The sequence below is a fragment of the Microbacterium proteolyticum genome (genome assembly GCF_014192415.1).
Classification (GTDB): domain Bacteria; phylum Actinomycetota; class Actinomycetes; order Actinomycetales; family Microbacteriaceae; genus Microbacterium; species Microbacterium proteolyticum.
Map to the genome: position 1 here is coordinate 1,543,180 of NZ_JACHXY010000001.1, position 25,688 is coordinate 1,568,867.

21 protein-coding genes are annotated in these 25,688 nt (G+C 70.4%); 11 read left to right on the plus strand and 10 right to left on the minus strand.

Features of this window, described 5'->3' with window-relative positions; translation table 11 throughout:
* Position 1: 1 nt before the first annotated feature.
* From FHS07_RS07110 to FHS07_RS07135, 6 genes are all read right to left on the minus strand, one after another.
* A complete protein-coding gene (locus FHS07_RS07110; RefSeq protein ID WP_343054632.1) occupies positions 2-1,069 on the minus strand; it encodes an ABC transporter substrate-binding protein in 1,068 nt (355 codons plus the stop codon).
* Between the two features lie 90 nt (positions 1,070-1,159).
* Entirely contained in the window at positions 1,160-2,491 is a 1,332-nt protein-coding gene (locus tag FHS07_RS07115) for a sulfate adenylyltransferase subunit 1 (RefSeq protein WP_183419119.1), read from the minus strand.
* Entirely contained in the window at positions 2,491-3,408 is a 918-nt protein-coding gene (cysD, locus tag FHS07_RS07120; RefSeq protein ID WP_246383133.1) for a sulfate adenylyltransferase subunit CysD, read from the minus strand. Before cysD ends, FHS07_RS07115 begins: the two co-directional genes overlap by 1 nt.
* Positions 3,405-4,148, minus strand: coding sequence for a phosphoadenylyl-sulfate reductase (locus tag FHS07_RS07125; protein ID WP_183419121.1), 744 nt, complete (start codon positions 4,146-4,148; stop codon positions 3,405-3,407). The genes cysD and FHS07_RS07125 overlap by 4 nt, the downstream gene beginning before the upstream one ends.
* Positions 4,145-5,860: a nitrite/sulfite reductase gene (locus FHS07_RS07130; RefSeq protein ID WP_183419440.1), complete on the minus strand. Its 1,716-nt coding sequence runs from the start codon at positions 5,858-5,860 to the stop codon at positions 4,145-4,147. Before FHS07_RS07130 ends, FHS07_RS07125 begins: the two co-directional genes overlap by 4 nt.
* Before the next feature lie 244 nt (positions 5,861-6,104).
* Positions 6,105-6,929, minus strand: coding sequence for a helix-turn-helix domain-containing protein (locus FHS07_RS07135; protein WP_183419122.1), 825 nt, complete (start codon positions 6,927-6,929; stop codon positions 6,105-6,107).
* Between the two features lie 106 nt (positions 6,930-7,035).
* Between FHS07_RS07135 and FHS07_RS16465 the strand changes: the two genes are divergently transcribed.
* A complete protein-coding gene (locus FHS07_RS16465) occupies positions 7,036-7,542 on the plus strand; it encodes a MarR family winged helix-turn-helix transcriptional regulator (protein WP_246383135.1) in 507 nt (168 codons plus the stop codon).
* 42 nt (positions 7,543-7,584) lie between these two features.
* Here the strand turns inward: FHS07_RS16465 and FHS07_RS07145 are convergent, their stop codons facing one another.
* Positions 7,585-8,955 (minus strand): MFS transporter, encoded by a 1,371-nt coding sequence (locus FHS07_RS07145; RefSeq protein WP_183419442.1) that lies wholly within the window; start codon positions 8,953-8,955, stop codon positions 7,585-7,587.
* 128 nt (positions 8,956-9,083) lie between these two features.
* Between FHS07_RS07145 and FHS07_RS07150 the strand changes: the two genes are divergently transcribed.
* From FHS07_RS07150 to FHS07_RS07170, 5 genes are all read left to right on the plus strand, one after another.
* Positions 9,084-10,859 (plus strand): DEAD/DEAH box helicase, encoded by a 1,776-nt coding sequence (locus tag FHS07_RS07150; RefSeq protein ID WP_183419123.1) that lies wholly within the window; start codon positions 9,084-9,086, stop codon positions 10,857-10,859.
* A 380-nt stretch (positions 10,860-11,239) separates the two neighbouring features.
* Positions 11,240-13,114, plus strand: a complete 1,875-nt coding sequence (gene dnaK, locus FHS07_RS07155; RefSeq protein WP_183419124.1) for a molecular chaperone DnaK — start codon at positions 11,240-11,242, stop codon at positions 13,112-13,114.
* 9 nt (positions 13,115-13,123) lie between these two features.
* A complete protein-coding gene (locus tag FHS07_RS07160; RefSeq protein WP_183419125.1) occupies positions 13,124-13,738 on the plus strand; it encodes a nucleotide exchange factor GrpE in 615 nt (204 codons plus the stop codon).
* An 11-nt stretch (positions 13,739-13,749) separates the two neighbouring features.
* Positions 13,750-14,733 (plus strand): DnaJ C-terminal domain-containing protein, encoded by a 984-nt coding sequence (locus FHS07_RS07165; RefSeq protein WP_183419126.1) that lies wholly within the window; start codon positions 13,750-13,752, stop codon positions 14,731-14,733.
* A 79-nt stretch (positions 14,734-14,812) separates the two neighbouring features.
* Positions 14,813-15,250 carry a heat shock protein transcriptional repressor HspR gene (locus FHS07_RS07170; RefSeq protein ID WP_183419127.1) on the plus strand — a complete coding sequence of 146 codons (438 nt, stop codon included), beginning with the start codon at positions 14,813-14,815 and terminating at the stop codon, positions 15,248-15,250.
* 99 nt (positions 15,251-15,349) lie between these two features.
* Here the strand turns inward: FHS07_RS07170 and FHS07_RS07175 are convergent, their stop codons facing one another.
* Positions 15,350-15,943, minus strand: coding sequence for a hypothetical protein (locus FHS07_RS07175; protein ID WP_183419128.1), 594 nt, complete (start codon positions 15,941-15,943; stop codon positions 15,350-15,352).
* Between the two features lie 159 nt (positions 15,944-16,102).
* On the opposite strand from FHS07_RS07175, the gene FHS07_RS07180 reads away from it, so the two are divergent.
* The 4 genes from FHS07_RS07180 (at position 16,103) to FHS07_RS07195 (ending at position 22,765) form a co-directional block, all read left to right on the plus strand.
* A complete protein-coding gene (locus FHS07_RS07180; protein WP_183419443.1) occupies positions 16,103-17,830 on the plus strand; it encodes an ABC transporter transmembrane domain-containing protein in 1,728 nt (575 codons plus the stop codon).
* Complete coding sequence (locus FHS07_RS07185; RefSeq protein WP_246383137.1) at positions 17,827-20,004, plus strand: ABC transporter ATP-binding protein; 2,178 nt, start codon at positions 17,827-17,829, stop codon at positions 20,002-20,004. Before FHS07_RS07180 ends, FHS07_RS07185 begins: the two co-directional genes overlap by 4 nt.
* A gap of 277 nt (positions 20,005-20,281) precedes the next feature.
* Positions 20,282-21,538, plus strand: coding sequence for a glycosyltransferase (locus FHS07_RS07190; RefSeq protein ID WP_183419129.1), 1,257 nt, complete (start codon positions 20,282-20,284; stop codon positions 21,536-21,538).
* 3 nt (positions 21,539-21,541) lie between these two features.
* Positions 21,542-22,765 (plus strand): glycosyltransferase, encoded by a 1,224-nt coding sequence (locus tag FHS07_RS07195; protein WP_183419130.1) that lies wholly within the window; start codon positions 21,542-21,544, stop codon positions 22,763-22,765.
* Between the two features lie 64 nt (positions 22,766-22,829).
* On the opposite strand, the gene FHS07_RS07200 is transcribed toward FHS07_RS07195, so the two are convergent.
* Positions 22,830-23,087, minus strand: a complete 258-nt coding sequence (locus FHS07_RS07200) for a hypothetical protein (protein WP_183419131.1) — start codon at positions 23,085-23,087, stop codon at positions 22,830-22,832.
* 89 nt (positions 23,088-23,176) lie between these two features.
* On the opposite strand from FHS07_RS07200, the gene FHS07_RS07205 reads away from it, so the two are divergent.
* Positions 23,177-24,172: a GlxA family transcriptional regulator gene (locus FHS07_RS07205; protein WP_183419132.1), complete on the plus strand. Its 996-nt coding sequence runs from the start codon at positions 23,177-23,179 to the stop codon at positions 24,170-24,172.
* A gap of 72 nt (positions 24,173-24,244) precedes the next feature.
* Here FHS07_RS07205 and FHS07_RS07210 read toward each other — a convergent pair whose 3' ends face one another.
* Entirely contained in the window at positions 24,245-25,621 is a 1,377-nt protein-coding gene (locus FHS07_RS07210) for a DUF2252 domain-containing protein (protein WP_343054635.1), read from the minus strand.
* Positions 25,622-25,688: the final 67 nt, after the last annotated feature.

Genomic DNA, 25,688 nt, shown 5'->3' on the forward strand with positions numbered 1-25,688 from the left:
GTCACTCCTCGCCGAGGCCTGAGGCCGAGACCTTCGCGCCGCCGCTGGTCGCGAGCTGCGCGTTGAGCAGCCGCAGGTCGAACAGGCCCTCGATCGAGCCCTCCTTCTGCGTGCCCGCCGCGACGCCGTTCTCGACCAGCGTCTGGAAGGTGTCGGCGTGCGGGTCGACCGAGTAGGTCACGTGCTCGAGCGCCCGCGCGATGACGGCGTCGGCGAGCGGCTTGCCCGTGTCGGCGGCGATCTGCGCGTTGATCACCGAGGCCGCGGTGCCGGCGTTGTCGGCGATCCACTTCACGGATGCCTCGTGCCCGGCCAGCAGTTTCGACACCGTCTCGGGGTGCTCGTCGAGGAAGTCCTTGCGCACCAGCAGCACGGTGGTCGGGAACTGCCCGTCGGGCCACTCGTCGGCTTCGTCGACAAGCACCTTCGCACCCGCGTCGACCACCAGGCGCGACACCCACGGCTCGGGGAGCCACGCGCCGTCGAGCTGGCCGTCCTTGAACAGCTGGAAGGTCTGCGCGTTCTCGGTCGGGGTGATGGTGACGTCGCCGCCGCCCGAGGTGTCGGTCTGGAAGCCCTGCTTCTTCAACCAGCCGCGCAGCGCCACGTCTTGCGTGTTGCCGAGCTGCGGGGTCGCCAGGGTCTTGCCCGCGAGGTCGGCCGGGCTGTCGATCCCGTCGCGCACGACGAGCGCTGCGCCGCCGGTCGCCGCGCCGGCGACGATGCGCGCCGATTCGCCGCGCGACTGGATGAAGGTGTTGATCGACGGGTTCGGCCCGATGTAGGTCGCGTCGATCGCCCCGGCCGACAGTGCCTCGATGGCGGCGGGTCCGGCGTTGAACACCTCGGTCGACAGCGCCGTGTCGCCGAGCGCGTCCTGCAGCAGGCCCTCCTGCAGGCCCACGAGAGCGGGCGCGTGGGTGACGTTGGCGAAGTAGCCGAGGCGGAGCTCAGCGGCCGGTCCCTGGTCGGCACCCTCGGCGGAGGCGGCGCCCGAGGCGCAGCCGGTCATCATCGCCGCAATCAGTCCCAGGGTTGTGATCGCGGTCGCGGTGCGCAGTGTCTTCACGGTTCGCCTCCTTCGTAGGCAGTAGTCGTGCGTCGGTCGACGCACGGGTTCTTCGGGGCGCTGGTCCGCGCCCCGTGTCGCGTACGCCGGTCAGCGCACGATTCCGGCGGCCAGAGTCGCGCCGTCGGACGGATGGATGACGAGGAACGAGCCCTCGTGGCGGCTGTCGCGGTAGGGCTCCAGCGGCAGGTCGGCGGCCAGGCGCAGTCGCGCGCGGCCGATGTCGTTGGTCTGCAGCCGGTCGGCCTCGACGTGGGTGAGGGCGTCGAGGTCGTAGCGCGAATCGATGGATGCCACGATCGCCTGCACCGTGGCGGTGCCGTGCTTCACGAGCACACGCGCGCCAGGGGTGAGGGGTCGCGCGTCGAGCTGGAAGAGCTCGACGTCGGCCTCGCGGCGGGCCGGGCGCAGCGTGCCCGCCGAGGCGATGACGGCGCCCCGGGCGGCATCCACGTCGTCGGCGAGTTCGAGCGACACCGACTGCGGGGCCACCGCGCTGTCGGCGGGGACACCCGCGACCCGGATGCCGCGCACCACCGTGCGAACGCCCGAGCCCGACACCTCGACCTCGTCGCCCACGCGCACGGCGCCGCGCGAGATGCGCCCGGCGACGGCGCGGTAGTCGCGCAGGGCCGTGGCGGTCTCGGGGTCGGCCGCGAGCTCGGGGGAGAGTCCTCCCTGCGGGCGGATGACCGACTGCACGGGCAGGCGCAGCGGCTCGCCGACGCCGACGGACTCGTCGGCCGAGGGGAGCGTCTCGAGCAGCTCGAGCAGCGCGGGGCCGTCGTACCAGGGCGTACGGGTCGAGCGGTCGACGATGTTGTCGCCCTCGAGTGCCGACACGGGCAGCACGTGCAGGTCGTCGATCTCGAGCTCGGTCGCGACCGAACGCGCGTCGACGGCGACGCGGGCGAACACCTCGGCCGAGAAGTCGACGAGGTCGATCTTGTTCACGGCGATGATCACGTGCGGCACGCGCAGCAGCGCGACCACGGCCAGGTGGCGGCGCGTCTGCTCGACGACTCCGGCGCGGGCGTCGACGAGCACGACGACGGCGTCGGCCGTCGTGGAGCCCGTGACCATGTTGCGCGTGTACTGCACGTGGCCGGGGCAGTCGGCGAGGATGAACGACCGCGTGCCGGTGGCGAAGTAGCGGTAGGCGACGTCGATGGTGATGCCCTGCTCGCGCTCGGCGCGCAGGCCGTCGGTGAGCAGCGCGAAGTCGAACGCGCCGTGCGCGAAGCCGCGGTCGGCCGAGGTGCGCGCGACCTGCTCGAGCTGGTCGGCGAGGATCGCCTTGGCATCGTGCAGCAGGCGCCCGACGAGCGTGGATTTGCCGTCGTCGACGGAGCCCGCGGCGGCGAAGCGGAAGAGCGTCGGCTCGGTCGTGGTGACCGGCGCCTCGAGGGTGTCGAGCGACATCAGAAGTACCCGTCCTTCTTGCGATCCTCCATGGCCGCCTCGCTGAGACGGTCGTCGGCGCGGGTGGCCCCCCGCTCGGTGATGGTGGTGCGTGCGACCTCGGCGACGATGGACGGCAGGTCGGCGGCATCCGATTCGACCGCTCCGGTGCAGCTCATGTCGCCGACCGTGCGGTAGCGGACGGTGCGCACCTCGACGCTCTCGCCCTCGCGGGGAGGGGAGAACGGGCCGACCGGATGCCACATGTCGCCGCGGCGGTACACCTCGCGCTCGTGGGCGAAGTACAGCGGCGGCAGCGCGATGTCCTCACGCTCGATGTAGCGCCAGATGTCGAGCTCGGTCCAGTTCGAGATGGGGAACGCCCGCACGTGCTGGCCGGGGGTGTGGCGGCCGTTGTACAGACTCCACAGCTCCGGCCGCTGGTTGCGGGGGTCCCACTGGCCGAACTCGTCGCGCAGCGAGATGATGCGCTCCTTCGCCCGGGCCTTGTCCTCGTCGCGGCGTGCCCCGCCGAAGACGGCGTCGTGGCGGCCGGCGGCGATCGCGTCGAGCAGGGGCAGCGTCTGCAGCGGGTTGCGCGTGCCGTCGGCACGCTCCTGGAGGCGCCCGTCGTCGATGTAGTCCTGCACGCGCGCGACCTCGAGGCGCAGGCCGAGACGCTCGACGGTGTCGTCGCGGAAGCGCAGCACCTCGGGGAAGTTGTGCCCGGTGTCGACGTGCAGCACGGGGAAGGGCACACGCCCCGGGGCGAAGGCCTTCGTCGCCAGGTGCAGCACGACGACGGAGTCCTTGCCCCCCGAGAAGAGCAGCACGGGCCGCTCGAACTCGGCGACGACCTCGCGGATGACGTGGATCGCCTCGGCCTCGAGCAGGTCGAGGGTGGAGAGGGCAGTGGATGCCGTGGACACAGCGCTCATGTGTGCAACCCGCATTCGGTCTTGGACAGGCCCGCCCAGCGGCCGGACCGGGGATCTTCGCCCGGGGCGACCGGGCGCGTGCACGGCTCGCACCCGATGGAGGGGTAGCCGTGGGTGAGGAGGAGGTTGACCGGCACGGCGTGGCCGTTGGCGTAGCCGATGAGGTCGTCGAAGCTCCACGCGGCGACCGGGTTCACCTTGACGAGGCCGTTGCGCTCGTCCCAGCTGACCAGCGGGGTGTTCGTGCGCGTGGGTGCCTCGTCGCGGCGGACGCCGGTGAACCACACCTCGTAGCCGCCGAGCGCGCCCTGCAGGGGGTCGACCTTTCGGCGGGCGCAGCACAGCGCGGGGTCCCGCTCGTACAGACGAGCGCCGAACTCGGCATCCTGTTCCGCGACCGTCTGCTCGGGCAGCACGTCGACGACGCGCACGTCGAGGGCGCGGTCGACCTCGTCACGCGTGACGTGGGTCTCGCGGAAGTGGTAGCCGGTGTCGAGGAAGAGCACGTCGACGTTCGGCAGCTGCTCGGCCACGAGGTGCGGCAGCGCGGCATCCGCCATCGAGCAGGCGACGGCCGCCGCCTCGGGCGCGAAGTGGCGGGCCACCCAGGCGATGACCTCGGCGGGGGTCGCTTCGTCGGCGGCGAGGCTGCGGAGCTCGACGTTGCCCTGCTCGGCGAGGGCTTCGAGCTCGGCGGCGCTGCGGCGCACGGCGATGCGGGGCGCGAGGGACACGGTCACTGCAGGGCCTCCTCGTCGGCGCGGTGCGCCCACTGGGCGAAGGTCTCGTCGACGGCGGCGTCGCGGTCGTCGAGGAAGCGACGGACGACCCGGTCGACGTAGTCGGCGATGCCGTCGGCGGCGACCTTGAGGTCGCGGACGGTGCGACCGAGGCCGGCCTCGTCGCGGTCCTGCGAGGCGAGGCCTCCGCCGAGGTGCACCTGATAGCCGGGCACCTGCTCGCCGTCGATGGTCACGAGCTGACCCTTCAGCCCGATGTCGGCGGTCTGGATGCGGGCGCAGGAGTTGGGGCAGCCGTTGACGTGCAACGAGATCGGGTGCGGCAGATCGAAGGCGGCGAGGCGCTCTTCGAGGTCGAGGACCGCGGCGGTGGCGTTCACCTTGGTCTCGACGATCGCGAGCTTGCAGAACTCGATGCCCGTGCACGCGATGGTGCCGCGGCGGATGAGGCTGGGCCGCGCCTGCAGACCCAGCGCGTCGAGACCGGCGACGAGGGACTCGACCCGGTCCTCGGGGATGTCGAGGATCACGACCTTCTGATGCGGGGTCGTGCGCAGCCGCGTCGAGCCGTGCTCCTCGATGAGGTCGGCGAGGCGGGCGAGCGTGGTGCCCGAGACGCGGCCGACGATGGGCGTTGCGCCGACGTAGAAGCGGCCGTCCTTCTGACGATGGATGCCGACGTGGTCACCGGGAGCTGCGGGCTGGGGGAGCGCCGGACCGTCGGGCAGGGCGTAGCCGAGGTATTCGTCCTGCAGCACCCGACGGAATCTCTCCGTGCCCCACTCCGCGAGCAGGAACTTCAGGCGCGCCTTGTTGCGGAGGCGCCGGTAGCCGTAGTCGCGGAAGATCTGCGCGACGCCGTGCCAGGCCTCGGCGACCCGCTCGGGTGCGACGAAGACGCCCAGGCGCTCGCCGAGGCGCGGGGCGGTCGACAGGCCGCCACCGACCCACAGGTCGTAGCCGATGCCGAGCTCGGGGTGGTCGACCGCGACGAAGGCGACGTCGTTGATCTCGTGCACCACGTCGTGGTTGGGGTGGCCGGTGATGGCCGACTTGAACTTGCGGGGAAGGTTCGACAGCGTCGGGTCGCCGATGAAGCGGCTCGTGATCTCGTCGATCTGCGGCGTCGGGTCGATGAGCTCCTCGGCGGAGATCCCCGCGACGGGGGAGCCGAGCACGACGCGCGGGACGTCGCCGCACGCCTCGGTCGTGCCGAGGCCGACCGCTTCGAGCCGGCGCCAGATCTCGGGCATCGACTCGACCTCGACCCAGTGCAGTTGCACGTTCTGACGGTCGGTGAGGTCGGCGGTGTCGCGGCCGAACTCCTGCGAGATGCCGGCGATGACGCGCAGTTGCGCAGTGGTGAGCTGGCCGCCGTCGATGCGCACGCGCAGCATGAAGTAGGCGTCCTCGAGCTCTTCGGGGCTCAGGGTGGCGGTGCGACCGCCGTCGATGCCGGGCTTGCGCTGGGTGTAGAGGCCCCAGACGCGGAACCGGCCGTGCAGGTCGGTCGGGTCGATGGAGGCGAAGCCGCCGCGGGCGTAGACGTTCTCGATGCGCTCGCGCACCGCGAGGCCGTCGTCGACCTGCTTCCACTCCTCGTTGCCGTTGAGAGGCGTGGTGCCGTCGATCTTCCACTGCCCGTTGGGCTTGGTCGACGGTCGCGGCGGCCGGGTGGCGGCGCGCGGTGGGGTCTGGCTGGTGGTCACGATGCGGCTGTTCCTTCGCTGCGCCGGTGCGGCATACCGGCGACACTCCGAGAGACGCTAGGGCGGTCTGCGGATGCCGGACAACGAGTGCGTCTCGGAGCGTCGCGGAGTGACACGGGGCGTCACGTACGGCCGCGGATGTTGCGTGAACAGCCGGAACGCAGTAACTCGCGGTCCGCGACCGTGGTCCCGCTCGGGGGCCGCGGCCGCGGACGGCGCCGGTGTCGCCAGGCTCATGCGGGAGTCCTCACTCCTGCGGTGCCGGAGGGGCGCCCGCCTCGCGGCCGCGCTGGTAGCCGGCGTCGAAGCCGCGCTCGAAAGCGCGCTCGTGGCCACGGCGACGATCGTGGCGGAGGCCTCCGTCGTGACCGTGTTCTCCACCGCGGTGCTCGTGTGCGGGGTGGCAGCGCTCGTGCGCGCCGAGACCCTGCCCGTGTGACGGGCGGCCGAACCCGTGCGCGCCGGACGCGTCGCGTTCGCCCGGGTCGGAGCCGGGGCGCTCGGCGGGGTGAGCCGGACGCTGGGGGGAGGGGCCTGCGCCGCGTTCGCCCACGCGGAACCCGCGGTGCTCGTTCGGACCGAAGGCCCTGCGGGGGTCGGGGCCGAAGCCGTGTCGGCCGACGCCGGGCACGACGCGGAAGCCTCCGCGGGGGCCAGGACCGGCCGTGTCGGCGCCGTCGACGTCGAGGGTCGCCGCGAGCGCGTCGAGCGCTGCGGTCAGGTTCGCGAGGTGCTCGGCCGGCACGTCGGCCAGCAGCGCTGAGCGCTCGGCATCCACGCGGTCGAGGAGGGCGCGGCCCTCGTCGGTCAGCGACCAGCCGTCGCCGTCCCCACCGGAGCGAGCGATCCAGCCCCGGTCGGCCAGGGCGGTGACGCGCTTGCCTCCGCGAGCCAGACGATCGAGCACCCAGGGGGCGTCGATGCGTCCGTCCACGGCGCTGAGCAGCAGGAGGGTCTTGGGATGGATGCCGCTGTCGTGCAACTGCGCGAACAGACGGTGGTGCAGCGCGTGGCCGACCGTGGTGAGGCGATGCGCGAGTGCGCGGGGATCAGGAGGTGTGGAGGTGTTCATGGGGGTCCTTTCGTCGGCGGAGGATCCGCCGGTGCATGTCATGTGACAACGAATGTACTGTGACATGTATTCCGGTTGCTTGTCAAGCGACATGTAAAATCCCGGTATGTCCACCGATGCCGCCGACGAGATCGCCGCAGCCCTCGCGCGTCTGCGTGGCCGGCGCCCGCGTCCGCCCTTCCCGCCCGAGGCGCACCACCACCCGCACGGTGGCCACGGGGGTCCGTGGGGCCGCGGCGCGCCGCCGTGGGCCGACCCCGCGCACGGACGCTTCGGAGGGCCCGCCCGTCTGCGCATGCTCGACGCGCTCGTCGCGGCATCGGGATCGCTGTCGGTCGGCGAGATCGCCGACGCGGTGGGGGTCGACCAGCCCCGCGCATCCCGCCTCGTGCAGCAGTCGGTCGAGCTGGGTCTCGTCGCGCGCGAGCCCGACCCCGACGACGCGCGACGCACCCGCGTGCGGCTGACGCCCGAGGGCCAGGGACTCGTGTCGGGCTTCCGCGGACGCCGGCGGGATGCCGTGCGCTCCGCCCTCGAGTCCTTCAGTGACGACGAGCGCACCGAGTTCGCGCGCCTGCTGGCGAAGTTCGCCGACGCCTGGCCCCGCGACTGAGCTCCCGGCATCCGGTCACCTCCGGCGACATCGCCGGGCTGGTCAGCGGATGACAGCGCCCTTCGCCTTGACCGGAAGCAGGAGCAGCAGGCCCGCGGCGAGGATCAGCACGATGCCCAGGATGCCGAGGCGCGTGTCGCCCGTCACGCCGACGAACAACGCGAACAGGCCCGGCGCGAGGAACGACACCGCGCGGCCGGTCGTGGCGTAAAGGCCGAAGATCTCGCCCTCGCGGCCCTCGGGAGCCACCCGGGCGAGGAACGAGCGGCTGGCCGACTGCACGGGGCCGACGAAGGCGCCGAGGCCCAGACCCACGATCCAGAATCCGGTCTGCGACGTTCCGATGAAGAGCAGGACGGTGCCGAGCACGATGAGGCTGGCGAGGGATGCCAGGATCACGCGTTTCGGCCCGAACCGGTCGTCGAGACGCCCGGCGACGAACGTGCTGACCCCGGCGACGAGGTTGGCCGCGACGGCGAAGTAGAGCACCTCGGTGGAGGTGAAGCCGAACACCTGCGCCGCGATGATCGCCCCGAAGGTGAACACCCCCGCGAGACCGTCGCGGAAGAGGGCGCTGGCGGCGAGGAACAGCAGCACCTGGCGGCTGTCGCGCCAGAGGGAGCGCAGCGTCCCCCACAGCACGACGTAGGAGCGGAGGAAGCCGACCCGCACCTGGCGGTCCTGCGCCGGGATCTCGGGCACGCGCAGCAGCACCGGAATCGCGAACACCGCGTACCAGAGGGCGGAGGCGAGGACCGCGAGCCGGATGTTGAGCCCGCCCTCCTCGGTGACGGCGAGGAGGCCCCCGGCATCCGGATCGCCGAAACTCTGGATGAACAGCACCAGGAGCAGGAGCAGCAGCACGATGCCGCCGACGTATCCCATGCCCCAGCCGAAGCCCGAGACGCGGCCGATGTTCTCGCGCGTGGAGACCTGCGTGAGCATGGCGTAGTAGTTGACGCTGGCGAACTCGAAGAAGACGTTGCCGACGGCGAGCAGGGTGGCGCCCAGCACGAGGTATCCCGGCGTGCCCTCGACGAACACCATCGCCGCCATCGCGAGCACGACCACGCCGGTGTTGACGCCCAGCCAGAGCTTGCGTCGGCCCGTACCGTCGGAGCGCTGCCCGAGGACGGGGGCCACGAGCGCGACGACGATGCCCGCGATCATCAGGGCGACGCCGACGGCACTGGCGTTGTCGGCGAGCGCCCGCACGAGGGCGGGGTCGTCGGCGTTCCCGTTCGCCGCGGCTCGGACGGCCGGGTCGACGAAGAGCGAGCTCGCCAGATAGGTGCTGAAGACGAAGGTCGTCACGACGGCGTTGAACGCCGCAGAACCCCAGTCCCACAGGGCCCAGGCGATCACGGGACGGCGGGCGGATTCGGGGGGCGGAACGGGCCCGGGCGAAGGCATGTCGGTCACGCTAGAACCCTTCTGTGAACACCCGGCGATGCCCGGGATCTCGCATCGCCGGCGGTGCCGGGCGCGTTCAGGTTATCCCCACGCCCGCGCGCGAGCGTGGAGCCGACTACCGTGGAGTCATGGCATCCGAAATCCCCGTCGACTCCGCTGAGGCGGAGACCGCTCCCGCCCCCCTCACCTTCTCCGATCTGGGTCTGGATGCCAACGTGCTCAAGGCCCTCAAAGACGTCGGCTACGAGACCCCCTCCGCCATCCAGGCCGCGACCATTCCCGTGCTCCTTCAGGGTCGCGACGTCGTCGGTCTCGCCCAGACCGGTACCGGCAAGACCGCGGCCTTCGCCTTGCCCGTGCTCTCGCAGATGGAGACCGGACACAAGAATCCCCAGGCCCTCGTGCTCGCCCCCACCCGCGAGCTCGCGCTGCAGGTGTGCGAGGCGTTCGAGAAGTACGCCGCGCACATCAAGGGCGTCTCGGTGCTCCCCGTCTACGGCGGGCAGGGCTACGGCCAGCAGCTGTCGGCACTGCGCCGCGGCGTCGACATCGTCGTGGGCACGCCCGGCCGCATCATGGACCACCTCGACAAGGGCACGCTCGACCTGAGCGAGTTGAAGTACCTCGTGCTCGACGAGGCCGACGAGATGCTCAAGATGGGCTTCGCCGAAGACGTCGAGACGATCCTCGCCGACACCCCCAAGACGAAGCAGGTGGCGCTCTTCTCGGCCACCATGCCGGCGCAGATCCGTCGCATTTCGGCGCAGTACCTGAACGACCCCGAAGAGATCACGGTCAAGACCAAGACCGCGACCTCCACGAACATCACCCAGCGCTATCTGATCGTGTCGTACCAGCAGAAGATCGACGCCCTCACGCGCATCCTCGAGGTCGAGAACTTCGAGGGCATGATCGTCTTCACCCGCACCAAGAACGAGACCGAGACGGTCGCCGAGAAGCTCCGCGCCCGCGGGTACACCGCCGCCGCGATCAACGGCGACGTCGCCCAGGTGCAGCGCGAGCGCACGGTCAACCAGCTGAAGTCCGGCAAGCTCGACATCCTCGTCGCCACCGACGTCGCCGCGCGCGGTCTCGACGTGGACCGCATCAGCCACGTCGTCAACTACGACCTGCCGATCGACACCGAGTCGTACGTGCACCGCATCGGCCGCACCGGTCGCGCCGGCCGCACCGGAGACGCGATCAGCTTCGTCACCCCGCGCGAGCGCCGCATGCTCACCGCGATCGAGAAGGCGACGCGCCAGCCGCTGACCGAGATGTCGCTGCCGAGCGTCGACGACGTCAACGCCACACGCCTCACCCGCTTCGACGACGCGATCACCACCGCGCTCGAAGACACCGCGGCGATCGCCACCTTCCGCGACGTCGTGGCCCACTACGTCGAGCACCACGACGTTCCCGAGGCCGACGTGGCCGCGGCCCTCGCCGTCGTCGCCCAGGGCGACACCCCGCTCCTGCTTGAGGCCGAGGCCTTCCGCCAGCAGCGCTTCGACACCGAGCGTCCAGCGCGTGACGGCGGGGGGCGCGACGGCGGGTCTCGTGACGGTGGCTCGCGCGAAGGTGGCCCGCGCCGCGACACCTCCGGCCGCTTCGCGACCTACCGCATCGCCGTCGGTCGTCGTCAGCGCGTCGAGCCCCGCCAGATCGTCGGCGCTCTCGCGAACGAGGGCGGGCTGCGCCGCAACGACTTCGGTGCGATCCAGATCCGCCAGGACTTCTCGCTCGTCGAGCTGCCGGTCGACCTGTCGAGCGACACGATCGGCCGCCTCGCCGACACCCGCATCTCGGGTCAGCTGATCGACCTGCGCCTCGACGGCGGCGGACGCTCCGCCAAGCGCAGCGACCGTCCCCAGCGCCGCGAGAGCGACCGCGACCGCGACTGATCGACGCCCCGGCCCCTGCGCCGGATTCCCGGCATCCGTCCGACACCCCCGCCGACCTCCGGGTCGCGGGGGTGTCGTGCGTCCGCGGGGGCGACCCCGTCGGTTCCCCGGGTTCGGGGCGGGTTCTGCCGTTCGGGGCGGGCGGATCGTGCCCCGAGCGGCCGATCGCGCCCCAAGACGTCGCATCCGGACGCCGCGAGCACCGCACGAGTCCGACCTGACGGCGCGCCACCCAGAAGTTGAGCCAATTCATATCAAGTCACCTTGACCTCTCCGGAGGGCCGCGGTAACCTTGAGTCATCGCGGCTCAACCCGCGAAGCAGACTTCGCACCAACCTCGAGCCGTGGCACACGTCCGGCTCACAAGCAAGGAGACACATATGCCCCGTGCAGTGGGAATCGACCTCGGTACGACCAACTCCGTCGTGAGCGTGCTCGAGGGTGGCGAGCCCAAGGTCATCGCCAACGCCGAGGGTTTCCGCACGACCCCCTCGGTCGTCGCGTACACGAAGGACGGCGAGGTGCTCGTCGGCGAGACCGCCAAGCGCCAGGCCGTCACCAACGTCGACCGCACCATCTCCAGTGTCAAGCGCCACATGGGCACCACCTGGAGCTTCGACGTCGACGGCAAGAAGTGGACGCCGCAGGAGATCTCGGCGCGCATCCTGCAGAAACTCAAGCGCGACGCCGAAGAGTACCTCGGCGACAGCGTGGCGGATGCCGTCATCACGGTGCCCGCGTACTTCAACGACGCCGAGCGTCAGGCCACGAAGGAGGCCGGCGAGATCGCGGGCCTGAACGTGCTGCGCATCATCAACGAGCCGACCGCGGCTGCGCTGGCCTACGGCCTCGACAAGGGTAAGGAAGACGAGCTCATCCTGGTCTTCGACCTCGGTGGCGGAACGTTCGACGTGTCGCTGCTCGAGGTGGGCAAGGACGACGACTTCTCCACCATCCAGGTGCGCGCCACCTCCGGTGACAACCGCCTCGGTGGCGACGACTGGGACCAGCGCGTCGTCGAGTACCTCATCAAGCAGTTCAAGGACACCACCGGTGTCGACGTCTCGGGTGACAAGATCGCCCTGCAGCGTCTGAAGGAAGCGGCCGAGCAGGCGAAGAAGGAGCTGTCGTCCTCCACGTCGACGAGCATCAACCTCCCCTACCTGTCGCTGACCGACTCGGGCCCCGTCTCGCTGAGCGAGACCCTCACCCGTGCCAAGTTCGAGGACCTCACCAAGGACCTGCTCGACCGCACCCGCAAGCCCTTCTCCGACGTCATCCGCGAGGCCGGCGTCAAGGTCGACGACATCGCCCACGTGGTGCTCGTCGGCGGCTCGACCCGCATGCCCGCGGTCGCCGAGCTCGTCAAGAAGGAGACGGGCAAAGATGCCAACAAGGGCGTGAACCCCGACGAGGTCGTGGCCGTGGGTGCAGCCCTCCAGGCCGGTGTCCTCAAGGGCGAGCGCAAGGACGTCCTGCTCATCGACGTCACCCCCCTGAGCCTCGGTATCGAGACCAAGGGCGGCATCATGACCAAGCTCATCGAGCGCAACACGGCCATCCCGACCAAGCGCAGCGAGACCTTCACCACGGCCGACGACAACCAGCCGTCGGTCGCGATCCAGGTCTTCCAGGGCGAGCGCGAGTTCACCCGCGACAACAAGCCGCTCGGCACCTTCGAGCTCACCGGCATCGCTCCGGCTCCCCGTGGCATCCCGCAGGTGGAGGTCACCTTCGACATCGACGCGAACGGCATCGTGCACGTCTCGGCGAAGGACAAGGGCACCGGCAAGGAGCAGTCGATGACCATCACGGGCGGCTCGTCGCTGCCCAAGGAGGACATCGAGCGCATGGTGCGCGAGGCCGAAGAGAACGCGGCCGACGACAAGAAGCGCCGCGAGTCCGCAGAGACGCGCAACCAGGCCGAGACCCTGTCGTACTCGATCGACAAGCTCATCAAAGAGAACGACGACAAGCTCCCCGCCGAGGTCAAGACCGAGGTCCAGGGCGACGTCGACGCGCTCAAGACGGCTCTCGCCGGTGACGATGACGACGCGGTCAAGGCCGCGTTCGACAAGCTGAACGCCAGCCAGGGCAAGCTCGGCGAGGCCATCTACGCCTCCTCGCAGGCCGCGGGTCAGCCCGCCGACCCGAACGTCGGCCAGCCCGGCAACGGTGAGACGCCGAACCCCGAGGAAGACGTCATCGACGCCGAGGTCGTCGAAGACGACAAGCCCGAAGAAGAGAAGAAGTAAGCAGAGAACATGGCACACAAGGACGACGAACAGCCCACGGGCTCGGGCGCCGGTCCTGACGAGACGGGGCCGGAGGAGAACACCTCCGGCCCCGCGCCGTCGGGCGAGCAGTCCGAGACGCAGGACGCCGATGCCGAGGGCCTGACCATCGACGACATCCTCGGCGCCGAGCAGACGCCCGAGGCCGCAGCCGAGGGGGCCTCCTCCGACAAAGAAGCCTCGCTGCTGATCGACCTCAAGCGACTCCAGGCGGAGTACGCCAACTACCGTCGGCGCACCGAGGAGCAGCGCGAGCGCGAGATCGAGCGGGCCAAGGGAGAGGCCGTGAAGGGCCTGCTGCCCGTCATGGACGATCTCGACCGCGCCGTCAAGCACGGCGATCTCGTCGAAGGCACGCCCTTCGCCGCCATCGGCGACAAGGTTCGCGCCGTAGCCGAGCGTCTCGGCGTGGTGTCGTACGGCGCCGTCGGCGACGTGTTCGACCCGCAGCAGCACGAGGCGATCTTCCAGGCTCCGACCCCCGGTGCGACCGAGACGACGATCCTCGAGGTCGTCGAGGTCGGTTACCGCCTCGGCTCGGTCGAACTGCGACCGGCGAAGGTCGTCGTCGCCGTGCCGGCCTGAGAGGAGGACCAATGGCGAGTCAGGACTGGTTCGACAAGGACTTCTACCAGGTCCTCGGTGTCGATAAGAGCGTCAGCGCGGCCGATCTGAAGAAGACCTACCGCAAGCTCGCGCGTCAGTACCACCCCGACTCGAACCCGGGAGACGCGAAGGCCGAGGCGAAGTTCAAGGAGATCAGCGAGGCCTACTCGGTGCTCAACGACCCCGAACAGCGCGAGGAGTACGACCAGATCCGGGCCATGGGCTCGGGGGCGCGCTTCTCGGCTCCGGGGACGGGCGGTGGCGGGGGCTTCGACGACGTCTTCAGCCGGTTCGGCCAGGGCCGGGGGCAGCAGCCGCAGCCCGGCTTCGAGGACATCTTCTCGATGTTCGATCAGCAGGGCGGCGGCTTCGGCTCCGGCCGGTTCGGTCAGACCACCGGTGGATTCCGCGGCTTCGGCGGCCCGCAGCGCGGGTCCGACGTCACGGCGCGCACGACGATCGACTTCGTCACGGCAGCCAAGGGCGAGACCATCACCCTCCAGGGCGAAGACAACGTGCCCTTCAAGGTGAAGATCCCGGCCGGCGTCTCCGATGGGCAGAAGATCCGTCTCCGCGGCCGCGGCCGTAAATCTCCCGACGGTGGAGAGAGCGGCGACATCGTGGTGACCGTCGCGGTGCGCCCGCACCCGGTGTTCACACGCGACGGCCTCAACCTGCGGGTGACGGTGCCGGTGACCTTCACCGAAGCGGCCCTCGGCGCGACCATCGAGGTCCCCACCCTCGGCGGCGACCCGGTGCGGCTCCGCGTCGCGCCCGGCACCCCGTCGGGGCGCGTCCTGCGCGTCAAGGGCCGCGGGATCGAGTCGACCAAGGGCTCGGGCGATCTGCTCGCCGAGGTGCAGGTCGCGGTTCCCGCCCACCTCGACGATGCCGCCCGCGAAGCGCTCGAGCGGTTCCAGGCACTGCAACCGAAAGAGAACCCCCGCGCCGACCTGATGGCCAAAGCGCGGTAGAACTGCAGGACGAGAGGTCTCCCGGCATCCGTCGTCACAGGATGCCGGGGACCCGCTGGAGCGACGGAGAGGAGAGACCGTGTCCGAGAGGGAGATCGACGAAGACGCCCCCATCTTCGCCATCGCCGCCGCGGCGGAGCTGTCGAACATGCACCCGCAGACGTTGCGGCAGTACGACCGGCTCGGTCTCGTCGTGCCCGCGCGCACCCAGGGCGGATCGCGGAGGTACTCGAGCCGCCACGTTCACCAGCTGCGCGAGGTCGCCCGGATGTCGGGCGAGGGCATGAGCCTCCCCGCCATCGCCCGCCTGCTCACCCTCGAGCAGCAGGTGCACGATCTCGCCCGTCGGGTGAACGACCTCGAGCGTCAGCTCACCCTCGAGCGCCAGTCGCGCCCGGGCGCACGCGTCTTCGCGGCCGGAGCCACGGGCTCGGTCGTCACCCTCCGCCACGGTGCCCGCGTGCGTCGTGCCACCGACATCGTGCTCTGGCGTCCGCGCGACATCCACGGCGACTGATCCCCGCGGGATCCCGGATGCCACGGGTGCCGGTGGCATCCACAGGCCCAGTCACCCGTGGCCCACGAGCCCTTCGGCGGGGATCGGGCGTCGCAGCGGTCAGGCGGGGTCGATGCGCAAGACCGTGGGCGACTCGCCGACCCGCAGGTCGTCGGCCACGCGGATCGTGCGGGCCACGGCATCCACTGCTCCGATGACCGTGCCGAACCGCTCCCGATCGGCGCACACCGCCGTGACCGTCACGAAGTGCGAGCCCGTGTCCCACGTGTACGTCGCGAACGGCGGAGTGCGTGCGTCGCTCGGCAGCGGCATCGCGAGCTTCTCGCCCACCCCGAGGAAGGGGTTGGGGAACGATTCGGTGTCGTCGTACTCCATCGGCATCATGGCCCGCGCGGTGCGCGCCTGCGGGGTGGCCTCCTGCAGCTGCGCCATGACGACGAGCAGTTCGGGATCGCTCTTCCACACCCATACGAGCACGCGACCGGCGGCGCGGCGCATCAGCAGGGGGGCTGCTTGGCTGAGGATCCACGCGAACGCGCCGCCGCCGGGTCGAGGGGCCGCGCCGGCGGCCTGATTCGCCTGGCTGAGCAGCATGCCGATCGCCGCCTTCCGGTGACGACGCCCGCGAAAACCGAGAGATCCGGTCACGGGCACCCAGAGGTCGGCGGGAGCGTCGGCCTGCAGTCGAGACATGGGTTCAGCCTACGATCCGTCGCTGCGCCGCGGACGACGAGGGCCCGTGTTCGCGACGAGAGAACGCTCCCACAGCCGAGAGGGTCGCCGGTGTCGGAGGTTGGTGCCAGGCTGTACTCCGCGGCCACCGCGACCGCGTCGACCTGTTCTGGAGGTGCCGTGCTCGGCAAGATCCTCATCCGCTACCTCTCCCGGTACCGGTGGTTGCTCCTGGCGTTGCTGGTTTTCCAGTTCGTGGCGGCCATGGCGTCGCTCTACCTCCCTCGCCTGAACGCCGACATCATCGACCAGGGTGTCGCGCGGGGCGACACGGCCTTCATCTGGTCCCAGGGCTCGATGATGCTGGCCATCTCGCTCGGTCAGATCACGGCATCCGTCATCGCGACCTACTTCGCCGCGCGCGCGGCGATGGCGGCGGGCCGCGACATCCGCCGCGACATCTTCGAGAAGGTCAGCGGCTTCTCCGAGCGCGAGCTGTCGCAGTTCGGAGCCGGGTCGCTCATCACCCGCAACACCAACGACGTGCAACAGGTGCAGATGTTGGCGATGATGGGCGCGACCATGCTCGTCAGCGCCCCGCTCCTGGCGATCGGCGGCGTCTTCATGGCGCTCCAGCAAGACGTAGGCCTCAGCTGGCTGATCGCCGTCTCGGTGCCCACGCTCCTGATCGCCGCGGGCCTCATCATCGCGCGCATGGTGCCCCTCTTCCGCAGTTATCAGGCGAAGCTCGATGCGGTGAACCGCATCATGCGCGAGCAGCTCACCGGCGTGCGCGTCGTGCGCGCGTTCGTTCGCGAGCGCATCGAAGAAGAGCGGTTCCGCGGGGCGAACACCGACATCATGATCGTCGGGCGGAAAGTCGGCTCGCTCTTCGTGCTGCTGTTCCCGCTGGCCATGCTCGTGCTGAACGTCACCGTCGTCGGCGTGATCTGGTTCGGCGGCATCCAAGTCGACCAGGGCAGCGTGCAGATCGGCACGTTGTTCGCCTTCATGCAGTACGTGGCGCAGATCCTCATGGGTGTGCTCATGGCGAGCTTCATGACGGTGATGATCCCGCGCGCGGCCGTGTCCGCCGAGCGCATCGGCGAGGTGCTCGACAGTCATTCCACACTCGAACGTCCCGCGAACCCCGTGAGCGTGTTCCCCGAGCGCGGGGCCATCGAGTTCGACGACGTCTCCTTCGCCTACCCGGGTGCTGAGTCGGCCGTGGTGTCGGGCATCAGCTTCGCCGCCCGTCCCGGTGAGACCGTGGCCATCGTCGGCTCGACCGGCGCGGGTAAGACCACTCTGGTCTCCCTCCTCCCGCGACTGTTCGACGTCACCGCGGGCGCCGTCCGCGTCGGCGGTGTCGACGTGCGCGAGGCCGACCTCGACGGGCTGTGGAAGACCATCGGGCTCGTCCCGCAGCGTCCCTTCCTCTTCAGCGGCACGGTCGCATCCAACCTCCGCTTCGGTCGAGAAGACGCCACCGACGACGAGCTGTGGAAGGCACTCGAGATCGCGCAGGGGCGCGACTTCGTCGAACAGATGGAGGGCGGACTCGACGGGCGCATCGCCCAGGGCGGCACGAACGTCTCGGGTGGTCAGCGCCAGCGTCTCGCCATCGCGCGAGCCATCGTGCATCGCCCGGCGGTGCTCGTGTTCGACGACTCCTTCTCGGCACTCGACCTCAGCACCGATGCTCGGCTCCGACAGGCGTTGTGGCAAGAGCTACCCGAGGTGACGAAGATCGTCGTCGCCCAGCGCGTGTCGACCATCACGGGGGCCGATCGCATCGTCGTCCTCGAGGAGGGGCGGCTGGCGGGCGTCGGCACCCATGAGGAGCTCCTGCAGACCAGCAGCACCTACCGCGAGATCGTCGAGTCGCAGTTGGGGGTGGAGGCATGAGCACCACCGATGCGCTCACCGAAGAGGAGCGGGCCGAACTCGAGCTGGCCGAGCAGGCTCGACTCAATTCGGGCGACTGGGACAGTGTGGCGCCCGGAAAGGCGTCGAACTTCGGCCCCAGCTTCCGCCGACTGATCGGCCTCCTGCGCCCCTACGCCGGGGCGTTCACGTTCGTCTCCGTCCTGGGCGCCCTCGGCGTCGTGCTCGCTGTGCTCGCGCCCCGCGTGCTCGGCGACGCCACGAACATCATCTTCGAGGGCGTGGTCTCGAAGGGGTTGGCCGAGCAGTTCCCCGCCGGCACCTCGCAGGCCGACGTCGTCGAGGCTCTCCGCGCGGCGGGCCAAGGCGATGTCGCCAACATCGTCGGCGCGATGAACAACTTCTCCGTCGGCGCGGGCGTCGACTTCGACGCCCTGCGCATGGTGGTGGTGGCCGTGCTTGCGATCTACGTCGGTTCGTCGCTGCTGTCGTGGATCCAGGGCTACGTCATCAACGTCATCATGGTGCGCACCATGTGGCGTCTGCGCGAAGACCTCGAAGCGAAGATCAACCGCCTGCCCCTGTCGTACTTCGACAAAGTGCAGCGCGGCGAGCTGATCTCGCGCGTCACCAACGACGTCGACAACATCACGCAGACCATGCAGCAGTCGCTCTCGAGCGCGCTGACCTCCGTGCTCACCGTCGTCGGCGTGCTCATCATGATGTTCACGATCTCGTGGCAGCTCGCTCTCGTCGCTCTCGTCTCCCTTCCGCTGATGGCCGTCATCTTCGGCGTCATCGGACCCCAGTCGCAGAAGGCGTTCGGCGAACAGTGGAAGAAGGTCGGCCGCCTCAACGCCCGCGTCGAGGAGTCGTTCTCGGGTCACGCCCTCGTCAAGGTCTACGGACGCGAGAAGGACGCCCGAGACAAGTTCGAGGTCGAGAACGAGGAGCTGTACGAGGCGAGCTTCAAGGCGCAGTTCCTGTCCGGCATGATCATGCCCGGCATGATGTTCGTCGGGAACCTCACCTACGTCGGCATCGCCGTACTCGGCGGTCTCATGGTGGCGGGCGGCCAGCTCCGCCTCGGTGACGTGCAGGCCTTCATCCAGTACTCGCAGCAGTTCACCCAACCGCTGTCGCAGTTGGGCGGCATGGCCGCGGTGGTCCAGTCGGGCACCGCATCGGCCGAACGCGTGTTCGCGCTGCTCGACGCCGACGAGCAAGATCCGGATGCCGCAGACGCACCCGGCCACGTCGGCGGGCGCGGTGTCATCGAGTTCGAGAACGTGCGCTTCGCCTACACGCCCGATCGGCCGCTCATCACCGATCTGTCGTTCCGCGTCGAGCCCGGCCAGACGGTCGCGATCGTCGGACCCACCGGCGCCGGCAAGACGACGCTGGTCAACCTCATCATGCGGTTCTACGAGCTCGACGGCGGTCGCATCCTGCTCGACGGGCAGGACATCGCCGACCTCCGTCGCGACGATGTCCGGGCCCGCACCGGAATGGTGCTGCAGGACCCGTGGCTGTTCGCCGGCACGATCCGAGACAACATCCGTTACGGCCGCGAGAGCGCGACCGACGATGAGATCGTCGAGGCGGCCGTCGCCACGCGCGTCGATCAGTTCGTGCATTCGCTGCCCGACGGGTACGACACCGTACTCGACGAAGATGCCGCCAACGTCTCGGCGGGTGAGAAGCAGCTGATCACCATCGCGCGCGCGTTCGTCGCCCGTCCGTCGGTGCTCATCCTCGACGAGGCGACCTCGTCGGTCGACACCCGCACCGAGCTGCTGCTGCAGCAGGCGATGGCAGCGCTCCGAGAGGGGCGCACGTCGTTCGTCATCGCTCACCGGCTGTCGACCATCCGCGACGCCGATCTCATCCTCGTGATGGAGCACGGCGACATCGTCGAGAAGGGCACGCACGACGAGCTCATCGCGTGCGAGGGTCCCTACTACCGCCTCTACCGTTCGCAGTTCGAACAGGCAGCGTCCGACCTCGACACCTCCGATCCGGGGTCGAACTCGGCCGCGCGGCCGCAGCAGTCGCCGGCGACAGACGACGCCGAGGTGGTCTCGGCGTTCGCGGCCGCGGCATCCGAGGTTCCCGCGCCTGCCGGAACGGACGGTCCGCCGCGCCCCGCGCACGGCTCGCCCGTACCCGACCGCCGGGTCGACGGCGAGGGCTGATCCCCGCGGGTGGGTGTCCACCTTCGAGCCCGTCCGGCCATGCGCCGGGCGGGCTTTGTCGTGCCGTGAGCTCCGCGGCGCGGCCCTTCCGGCGTCGGGCCGCACCGTCCGGCTCTTCCGGCGTCCGGCCGCACCATCCCGCCCCTCCGGCGCCGCGCCCGGCGATAACCTCACCCTGGGGACGGTCACCGAAGCGGCGAAACCCGCTCCGGTACAGTGAAGGGCGCATGACCCTCACCGCGCGACCCGACCGCCGCATAGATAGGCCTCACCCCACGTGACCACTCCTGCGACGCCCGCCGACCAGTCGGCGCCCGCCGCGTCGACCGAGATCTCCGGCGAATCCGAGGCGGCGAACACCCCCGACCGTCCGCTCCGCATCCTCATCGGCGCCGACACCTTCCTCCCGCACGTCAACGGAGCCGCGCGCTTCGCCGAGCGCCTGGCCGCCGGACTCGTCGCCCGCGGCCACGATGTGCACGTCGCGGCGCCGGCTGCCGACCGTCGAAGCGCCGGGGCGGCGACAGAGACGATCGAGGGCCAACCGCTTCCGATGCACCGGCTTCCCGCCTACCGCTTCTTGCCGCACGACTGGCTGACCTTCGTGCTGCCGTGGCGGTCGAAGCACTACGCCCGCCTGCTGCTCGACGAGATCAAGCCCGACGTCGTGCACATCCAGTCGCACATCATCGTCGGCCGCGGACTCGCGCGCGAGGCGCGCAAGCGCGGCATCCCCGTCGTTGCGACCAACCACGTGATGGCCGAGAACATCCTCGACTTCACGACCCTCCCCGATTTCCTCGACCGCATCTTCGTCAAACTCGCCTGGGCCGACGCCGAGCGCACGTTCAAGATGACCCGCGCGGTGACCACGCCCACCCGCAAGGCCGCCGACTTCCTCGAGTCGACCATCGACATCTCGGGCGTCATCCCGATCTCATGCGGCATCGACCGCACGAACTACCGCCCCGATCTCACGCCTCGCGACGCGAATCGCATGCTCTTCGTCGGCCGCCTCACGACCGAGAAGCACATCGACGTCGTGCTCACGGCCCTGTCGCAGCTCGACTCCGCCCTCGACGTGACCTTCGACATCGTCGGCGGCGGCGACCAGCGCGCCAAGCTCGAGGCCCTCGCACACCAGCTGGGGGTCGCCTCCCGCGTGACGTTCCACGGCCACGCCTCAGAGGAAGACCTGCGCGCGCTCTACTCGCGCGCGAGCGTGTTCGCCATCGCGTCGATCGCGGAGCTGCAGTCGATCGCGACGATGGAGGCCATGGCCTCCGGGCTGCCGATCGTCGCGGCCGACGCCGTCGCCCTGCCGCACCTCGTGCACCACGGCGAGAACGGGTACCTCTTCACGCCGGGCGACGCCGACGAGCTCGCCGCACGGCTGACCGACGTGCTCACCGCCTCGCCGGACGACCGTGAGCGCATGCAGCAGGCCTCTCTCGATGCCGTCGCGGTGCACGACATCACCCGCACCCTCGATACCTTCGAGGCGCTGTACCGCGGCCGTCCGTTGCCGGAGTAGCGCGTGCACGTCGTGATGTTCGCCGACCAGCACGTGGAGTCGCTCGGCGGTGCGCAGGTGTCGATGCGTCTGCAGAAGCGCTTCCTCGAGCGTGCCGGCCACGTCGTGACGGTGGTGGCACCGCGCCTGCACCGTCCCGCCGCGCACGACGCGTCCTACCTCGATCTCGTCTCCCTGCCGATCACGGTCGACCGCGAGTACGCGCTCACCTGGCCCGGCGCCCGCACCGATCGGTTCCTGGACGCCGAGATGGGCGCGCGCCTGCCCGTGGACGTCGTGCACGTGCAGGCCGATTTCTGGGGCGCCTTCATCGGCCACCGCTACGCGAAGCGCCACGGTCTGCCCGTCGTGCACACCATGCACAACCGCGTCGACGTGGGCATCGAGGCGACCGCACCTTTCCCGGGGCTCGTGCTGCGCGCACTCAATGCCTGGGCGCGGCGCGCGCTGCCGCGCGGGGGCTCCGTGCCGGAGGCGGGGCGAGGTAGCGCGGCGGCCGGCCGCGGTATCGACGGCTGGGCCTACCTCCGCCAGCTCGCCGCCCTGTCCCGCGCCGTGACCGCGCCCTCTGCCCACTTCGCCCGGCGTCTCGAACGGCACGGGGTGGCGCCCTCGGTCGATGTGATCTGGAACGGCATCGACGACGACGCGCTCGATGCCGCCCTCGCGGCCGGACCCACCGAACGTCGCCCGGGCCGTCCGCGCTTCGTCTGGCTCGGCCGCATGAGCCCCGAGAAGCGTCTGCTCCCCTTCCTCGAGGCGGTGGTCGAGTCGAGGATCGACGCCGAGGTCGAGATCATCGGCGGGGGCGGTCAGCTCCGTGCCGCGCAGCGACTGGTCGAGCGCGGGGCGCCGGTGGCATCCGTCGCCTTCGCCGGACGATTGTCCTACGCCGAGACCCTCCGCCGGCTCGCCGACGCCGACGCCGTGGTGCAGACGTCGATCGGCTTCGAGACGCAGGGCATGACGGTGTTCGAGGCCGCGTCGCTCGGCACTCCCGCCGTCGTCAGCGACCCCGACATCGGCGCCGAGCTCGGCGCGGGGACCTGGACTGTTCCGGATGCCACGGTCGCTGCGCTCGCGCAGACCCTCCGCCGCGCGGCCGTCGACATCGCGGCCGGGTCGCCGGTGACACCCGATGCGAGTGTCGCGGAGCGCTTCCGCCAGTCGTCGCGCACGGCGGCGATGGTCGCCGTGTACGAGCGGGCCGTCGCCGCGGGTCGGTGAGCCGACGGGTCCCACGCCACCCGATCCTCGGCCGTGTCGGTGCGGCGTGTGTGGCGTCGCCGAGTCATTCCGTCCCCACGATGCGCAACGGACTGGTCGCCGTCGATGCCGACGGAAGGGTGACGTGCATGCTCGGACGTGCGGCTTCGACAGCGGGAGCGGCATGGACCGCCCCTTCGCGGTGGCGGGTCGTGCGGGGCGACGACGACACGACGCGCGACGGGTCGGTCGGGATGCGCCCGTACCCGTCGGTACGCACGAGCCACACGGTGCCGATAACGCCGGCGAGAGACAGGATTCCCAGAGCGATGAAGTAAGCCATGGCAGAAAAACTATGTCTAGAGGAATCGTGCCCACGAGTGGCATAATGGACGGTGTTCGTCAGATTCCTGCCACACCGGAGGTGCGCTCATGCGCTCGGTCGCCGTCGTCATCCAGCCCGGGTTCGCGCCCTTCGAGTTCGGCCTCGCCTGCGAGGCGTTCGGCCTCGACCGGAGCGACGACGGCATTCCCAACTTCGACTTCCGCATCGTCGCTCCCGACCCGGGCGTCGTCCCCTCCAACATCGGCTTCTCGGTCAACGTCGAACTCGGCCTCGATGCGGCGGCCGACGTCGACATCCTCGTCCTCGCGCCGATCCCCCGCGAGCAATGGGGCGCCGTCGATCCGCGCGTGATCGAGTCGGTCCGCGCCGCGCACGCACGCGGTGCATGGTTGCTCAGCGTGTGCAGCGGGTCGTTCGTCATCGCGGCATCCGGGGTGCTCGACGGCAAGCGCGGCACGACGCACTGGCGATACGCCGACGTCATGGCGCGGATGTATCCGGCGATCGAGGTCGACCCCGACGTGCTCTATGTGCAGTCCGGCAACATCATCACGAGCGCGGGCACCGCCGCGGGGCTCGACGCCTGCCTGCACCTGCTGCGGCAGGAGCTCGGCTCCGAGCTGACGAACCGCATCGCCCGGCGCATGGTCGTGGCGCCGCAGCGCGACGGGGGTCAAGCGCAGTTCATCGCCTCGCCCATCCCGGTCGACGCGTCGCTCTCCCTCGCCCCGGTGACGGAGTGGATGCTGCAGAACCTGGATGCCGAACTGTCGATCGACCGCCTCGCGGCGCGCGCCCACATGTCGCCGCGCACCTTCGCCCGCCGTTTCAAGGCCGATCTGGGGGCGACGCCCGCGGCCTGGCTCGCGCGCCAGCGTCTGTTGCACGCCCAGCGCCTACTCGAGGAGACCGACCTCGGCCTCGACCGGATCGCCGCCGAATGCGGGTTCGGGTCGGCCGCTGTGCTGCGCCAGAACTTCGCCCGCACGATGGGGCTCACCCCCACCGCGTACCGCGCGCGGTTCTCGTGCGCGGGGTCGAGTGGGATGGTCCCCGCGGCGGCGGAGGCGGTGCCGGCCTGAGCGCGGCGAGGCCGGGCTCTTCGCCCGGGCCTGACGAGCGCGGTGCGACGCTCCCCTGATCACGCCCCGACGTCAGAAGTGCGCGGTGACGAAAGCCGCGTGGTCGGCGCGGGCGAGGTCGGCGTAGGCGAAGGCCCAGTCGACGAGCGTCTCCGTCAGAACGCGACCCGACCCGATGTACCCGGCGATGTCAGGGGAGTCGGGAGACTGGGCGTGTGCGCGGGCCAAGGTGACGGCGCAGGCCTGCGCGTACCGGCGGAAGGGCTTGTTCGACAGCTCGACCATCTCGATGCCCCCCTTCATGTCGTGGAACTGCCGCACGTAGAAGTCGGCGTCGCTTCCGCGCACGTGGCCGAGGAACGGGTCTGAGACGCCCTGGAGAACGCGTTGCAGGGCGACCACGCGCGCGCCTTCCCCGTCGGCGGCGACGAGGGAGACGAGCGACTCGGGCTGGCGGATGCCGCCGAACTGCTGCAACACGCTCGGGCCGGCTTGCTTGCCCTGGAGCAGGAAGGCGTGTCCGTCCCCGTCTTGCAGAAGCAGCAGGTAGCAGCGGGTACCGACGCTGCCGACGCCGACGACGCGCCGGGCGATGTCGCTGAGGTCGTACTGTTCCAAGGTCAGGCGCACATCCACGTTCGCCGAGGTGCGGTATGCGCCGTCGACCGCGAGGACGCGGGCGGCGACCTCCGCGTCGACCGGGGTCATGGTCGGGGGTCTGTGGGTGAAGACGAGGCGGCCGGAGCCGCCGTCGGCGGTCAATCGTCGAACCGCGCGCGCACCGGTGCGGCGTTCGGCGTCCGCCATGGCGCGCTCGAGGACCACGCGCGAGGCCCGGTCGAACGAGTCGATCACCTCGCGCGGGCCGAAGTGTTCGAAGTAGCGCTCGATGGGGTCCTGCTCGACGCGGGATCCGATCGCGCGAACGTACGCGCGCACCGTGGACGCGGCGGCATCACGAACGACGGCGAGGTCGCGATCGGTCTCCGCCCCGGCGAGGACCACGCTGGTGACGAGACGCTTCAGGTCCCACTCCCAGGGCGCCCACGCGGCCTCGTCGAAGTCGTTGAGATCGAAGACGAGCGTGCGTTGGGGCGAGGCGTAGAAGCCGAAGTTCGCTACGTGCGCATCCCCGCAGGAGGCGACGCGGATGGGGGTCGAGGGGTTCCGAGCGAGGTCGGCCGCCTGAACGGCGGCGGAGCCCCGGTAGAAGGCGAAGGGGGTGGCCGACATCCGCTCGATGCGCAGAGGAACGAGCTCGGGGATCCGCGCGGCGTTCTGGGCGTCGAGGATGCCGAGCGGGTCGCGTCCCTCGGTGGTGAGTAGGCCCAGATCGCTGCGCGGTGTGCGCTTGCGCGCCTCTCGGCCGCGGGCTCGGCGTTCGGCGGTGGAGGGCGGCGGATTCCAGGGGATGTCCGGACGCGGCGCGGCGTGTTCAGGGGTGCTCACGCGCTCACCATAGTCCCGGCGTGCGCCGCGATGCGTCGGTCGCCGGTCCTGCCGCGGCATCCATTGC

Coding starts and splice junctions, on each gene's coding strand:
- cysD (WP_246383133.1), bottom strand. CDS start 3,408: ATGAGCGCTGTGTCCACGGCATCCACTGCCCTCTCCACCCTCGACCTG.
- FHS07_RS07165 (WP_183419126.1), top strand. CDS start 13,750: ATGGCGAGTCAGGACTGGTTCGACAAGGACTTCTACCAGGTCCTCGGT.
- FHS07_RS07145 (WP_183419442.1), bottom strand. CDS start 8,955: ATGCCTTCGCCCGGGCCCGTTCCGCCCCCCGAATCCGCCCGCCGTCCC.
- FHS07_RS07135 (WP_183419122.1), bottom strand. CDS start 6,929: ATGAACACCTCCACACCTCCTGATCCCCGCGCACTCGCGCATCGCCTC.
- FHS07_RS07200 (WP_183419131.1), bottom strand. CDS start 23,087: ATGGCTTACTTCATCGCTCTGGGAATCCTGTCTCTCGCCGGCGTTATC.
- FHS07_RS16465 (WP_246383135.1), top strand. CDS start 7,036: ATGTCCACCGATGCCGCCGACGAGATCGCCGCAGCCCTCGCGCGTCTG.
- FHS07_RS07160 (WP_183419125.1), top strand. CDS start 13,124: ATGGCACACAAGGACGACGAACAGCCCACGGGCTCGGGCGCCGGTCCT.
- FHS07_RS07185 (WP_246383137.1), top strand. CDS start 17,827: ATGAGCACCACCGATGCGCTCACCGAAGAGGAGCGGGCCGAACTCGAG.
- dnaK (WP_183419124.1), top strand. CDS start 11,240: ATGCCCCGTGCAGTGGGAATCGACCTCGGTACGACCAACTCCGTCGTG.
- FHS07_RS07150 (WP_183419123.1), top strand. CDS start 9,084: ATGGCATCCGAAATCCCCGTCGACTCCGCTGAGGCGGAGACCGCTCCC.
- FHS07_RS07175 (WP_183419128.1), bottom strand. CDS start 15,943: ATGTCTCGACTGCAGGCCGACGCTCCCGCCGACCTCTGGGTGCCCGTG.
- FHS07_RS07205 (WP_183419132.1), top strand. CDS start 23,177: ATGCGCTCGGTCGCCGTCGTCATCCAGCCCGGGTTCGCGCCCTTCGAG.
- FHS07_RS07115 (WP_183419119.1), bottom strand. CDS start 2,491: ATGTCGCTCGACACCCTCGAGGCGCCGGTCACCACGACCGAGCCGACG.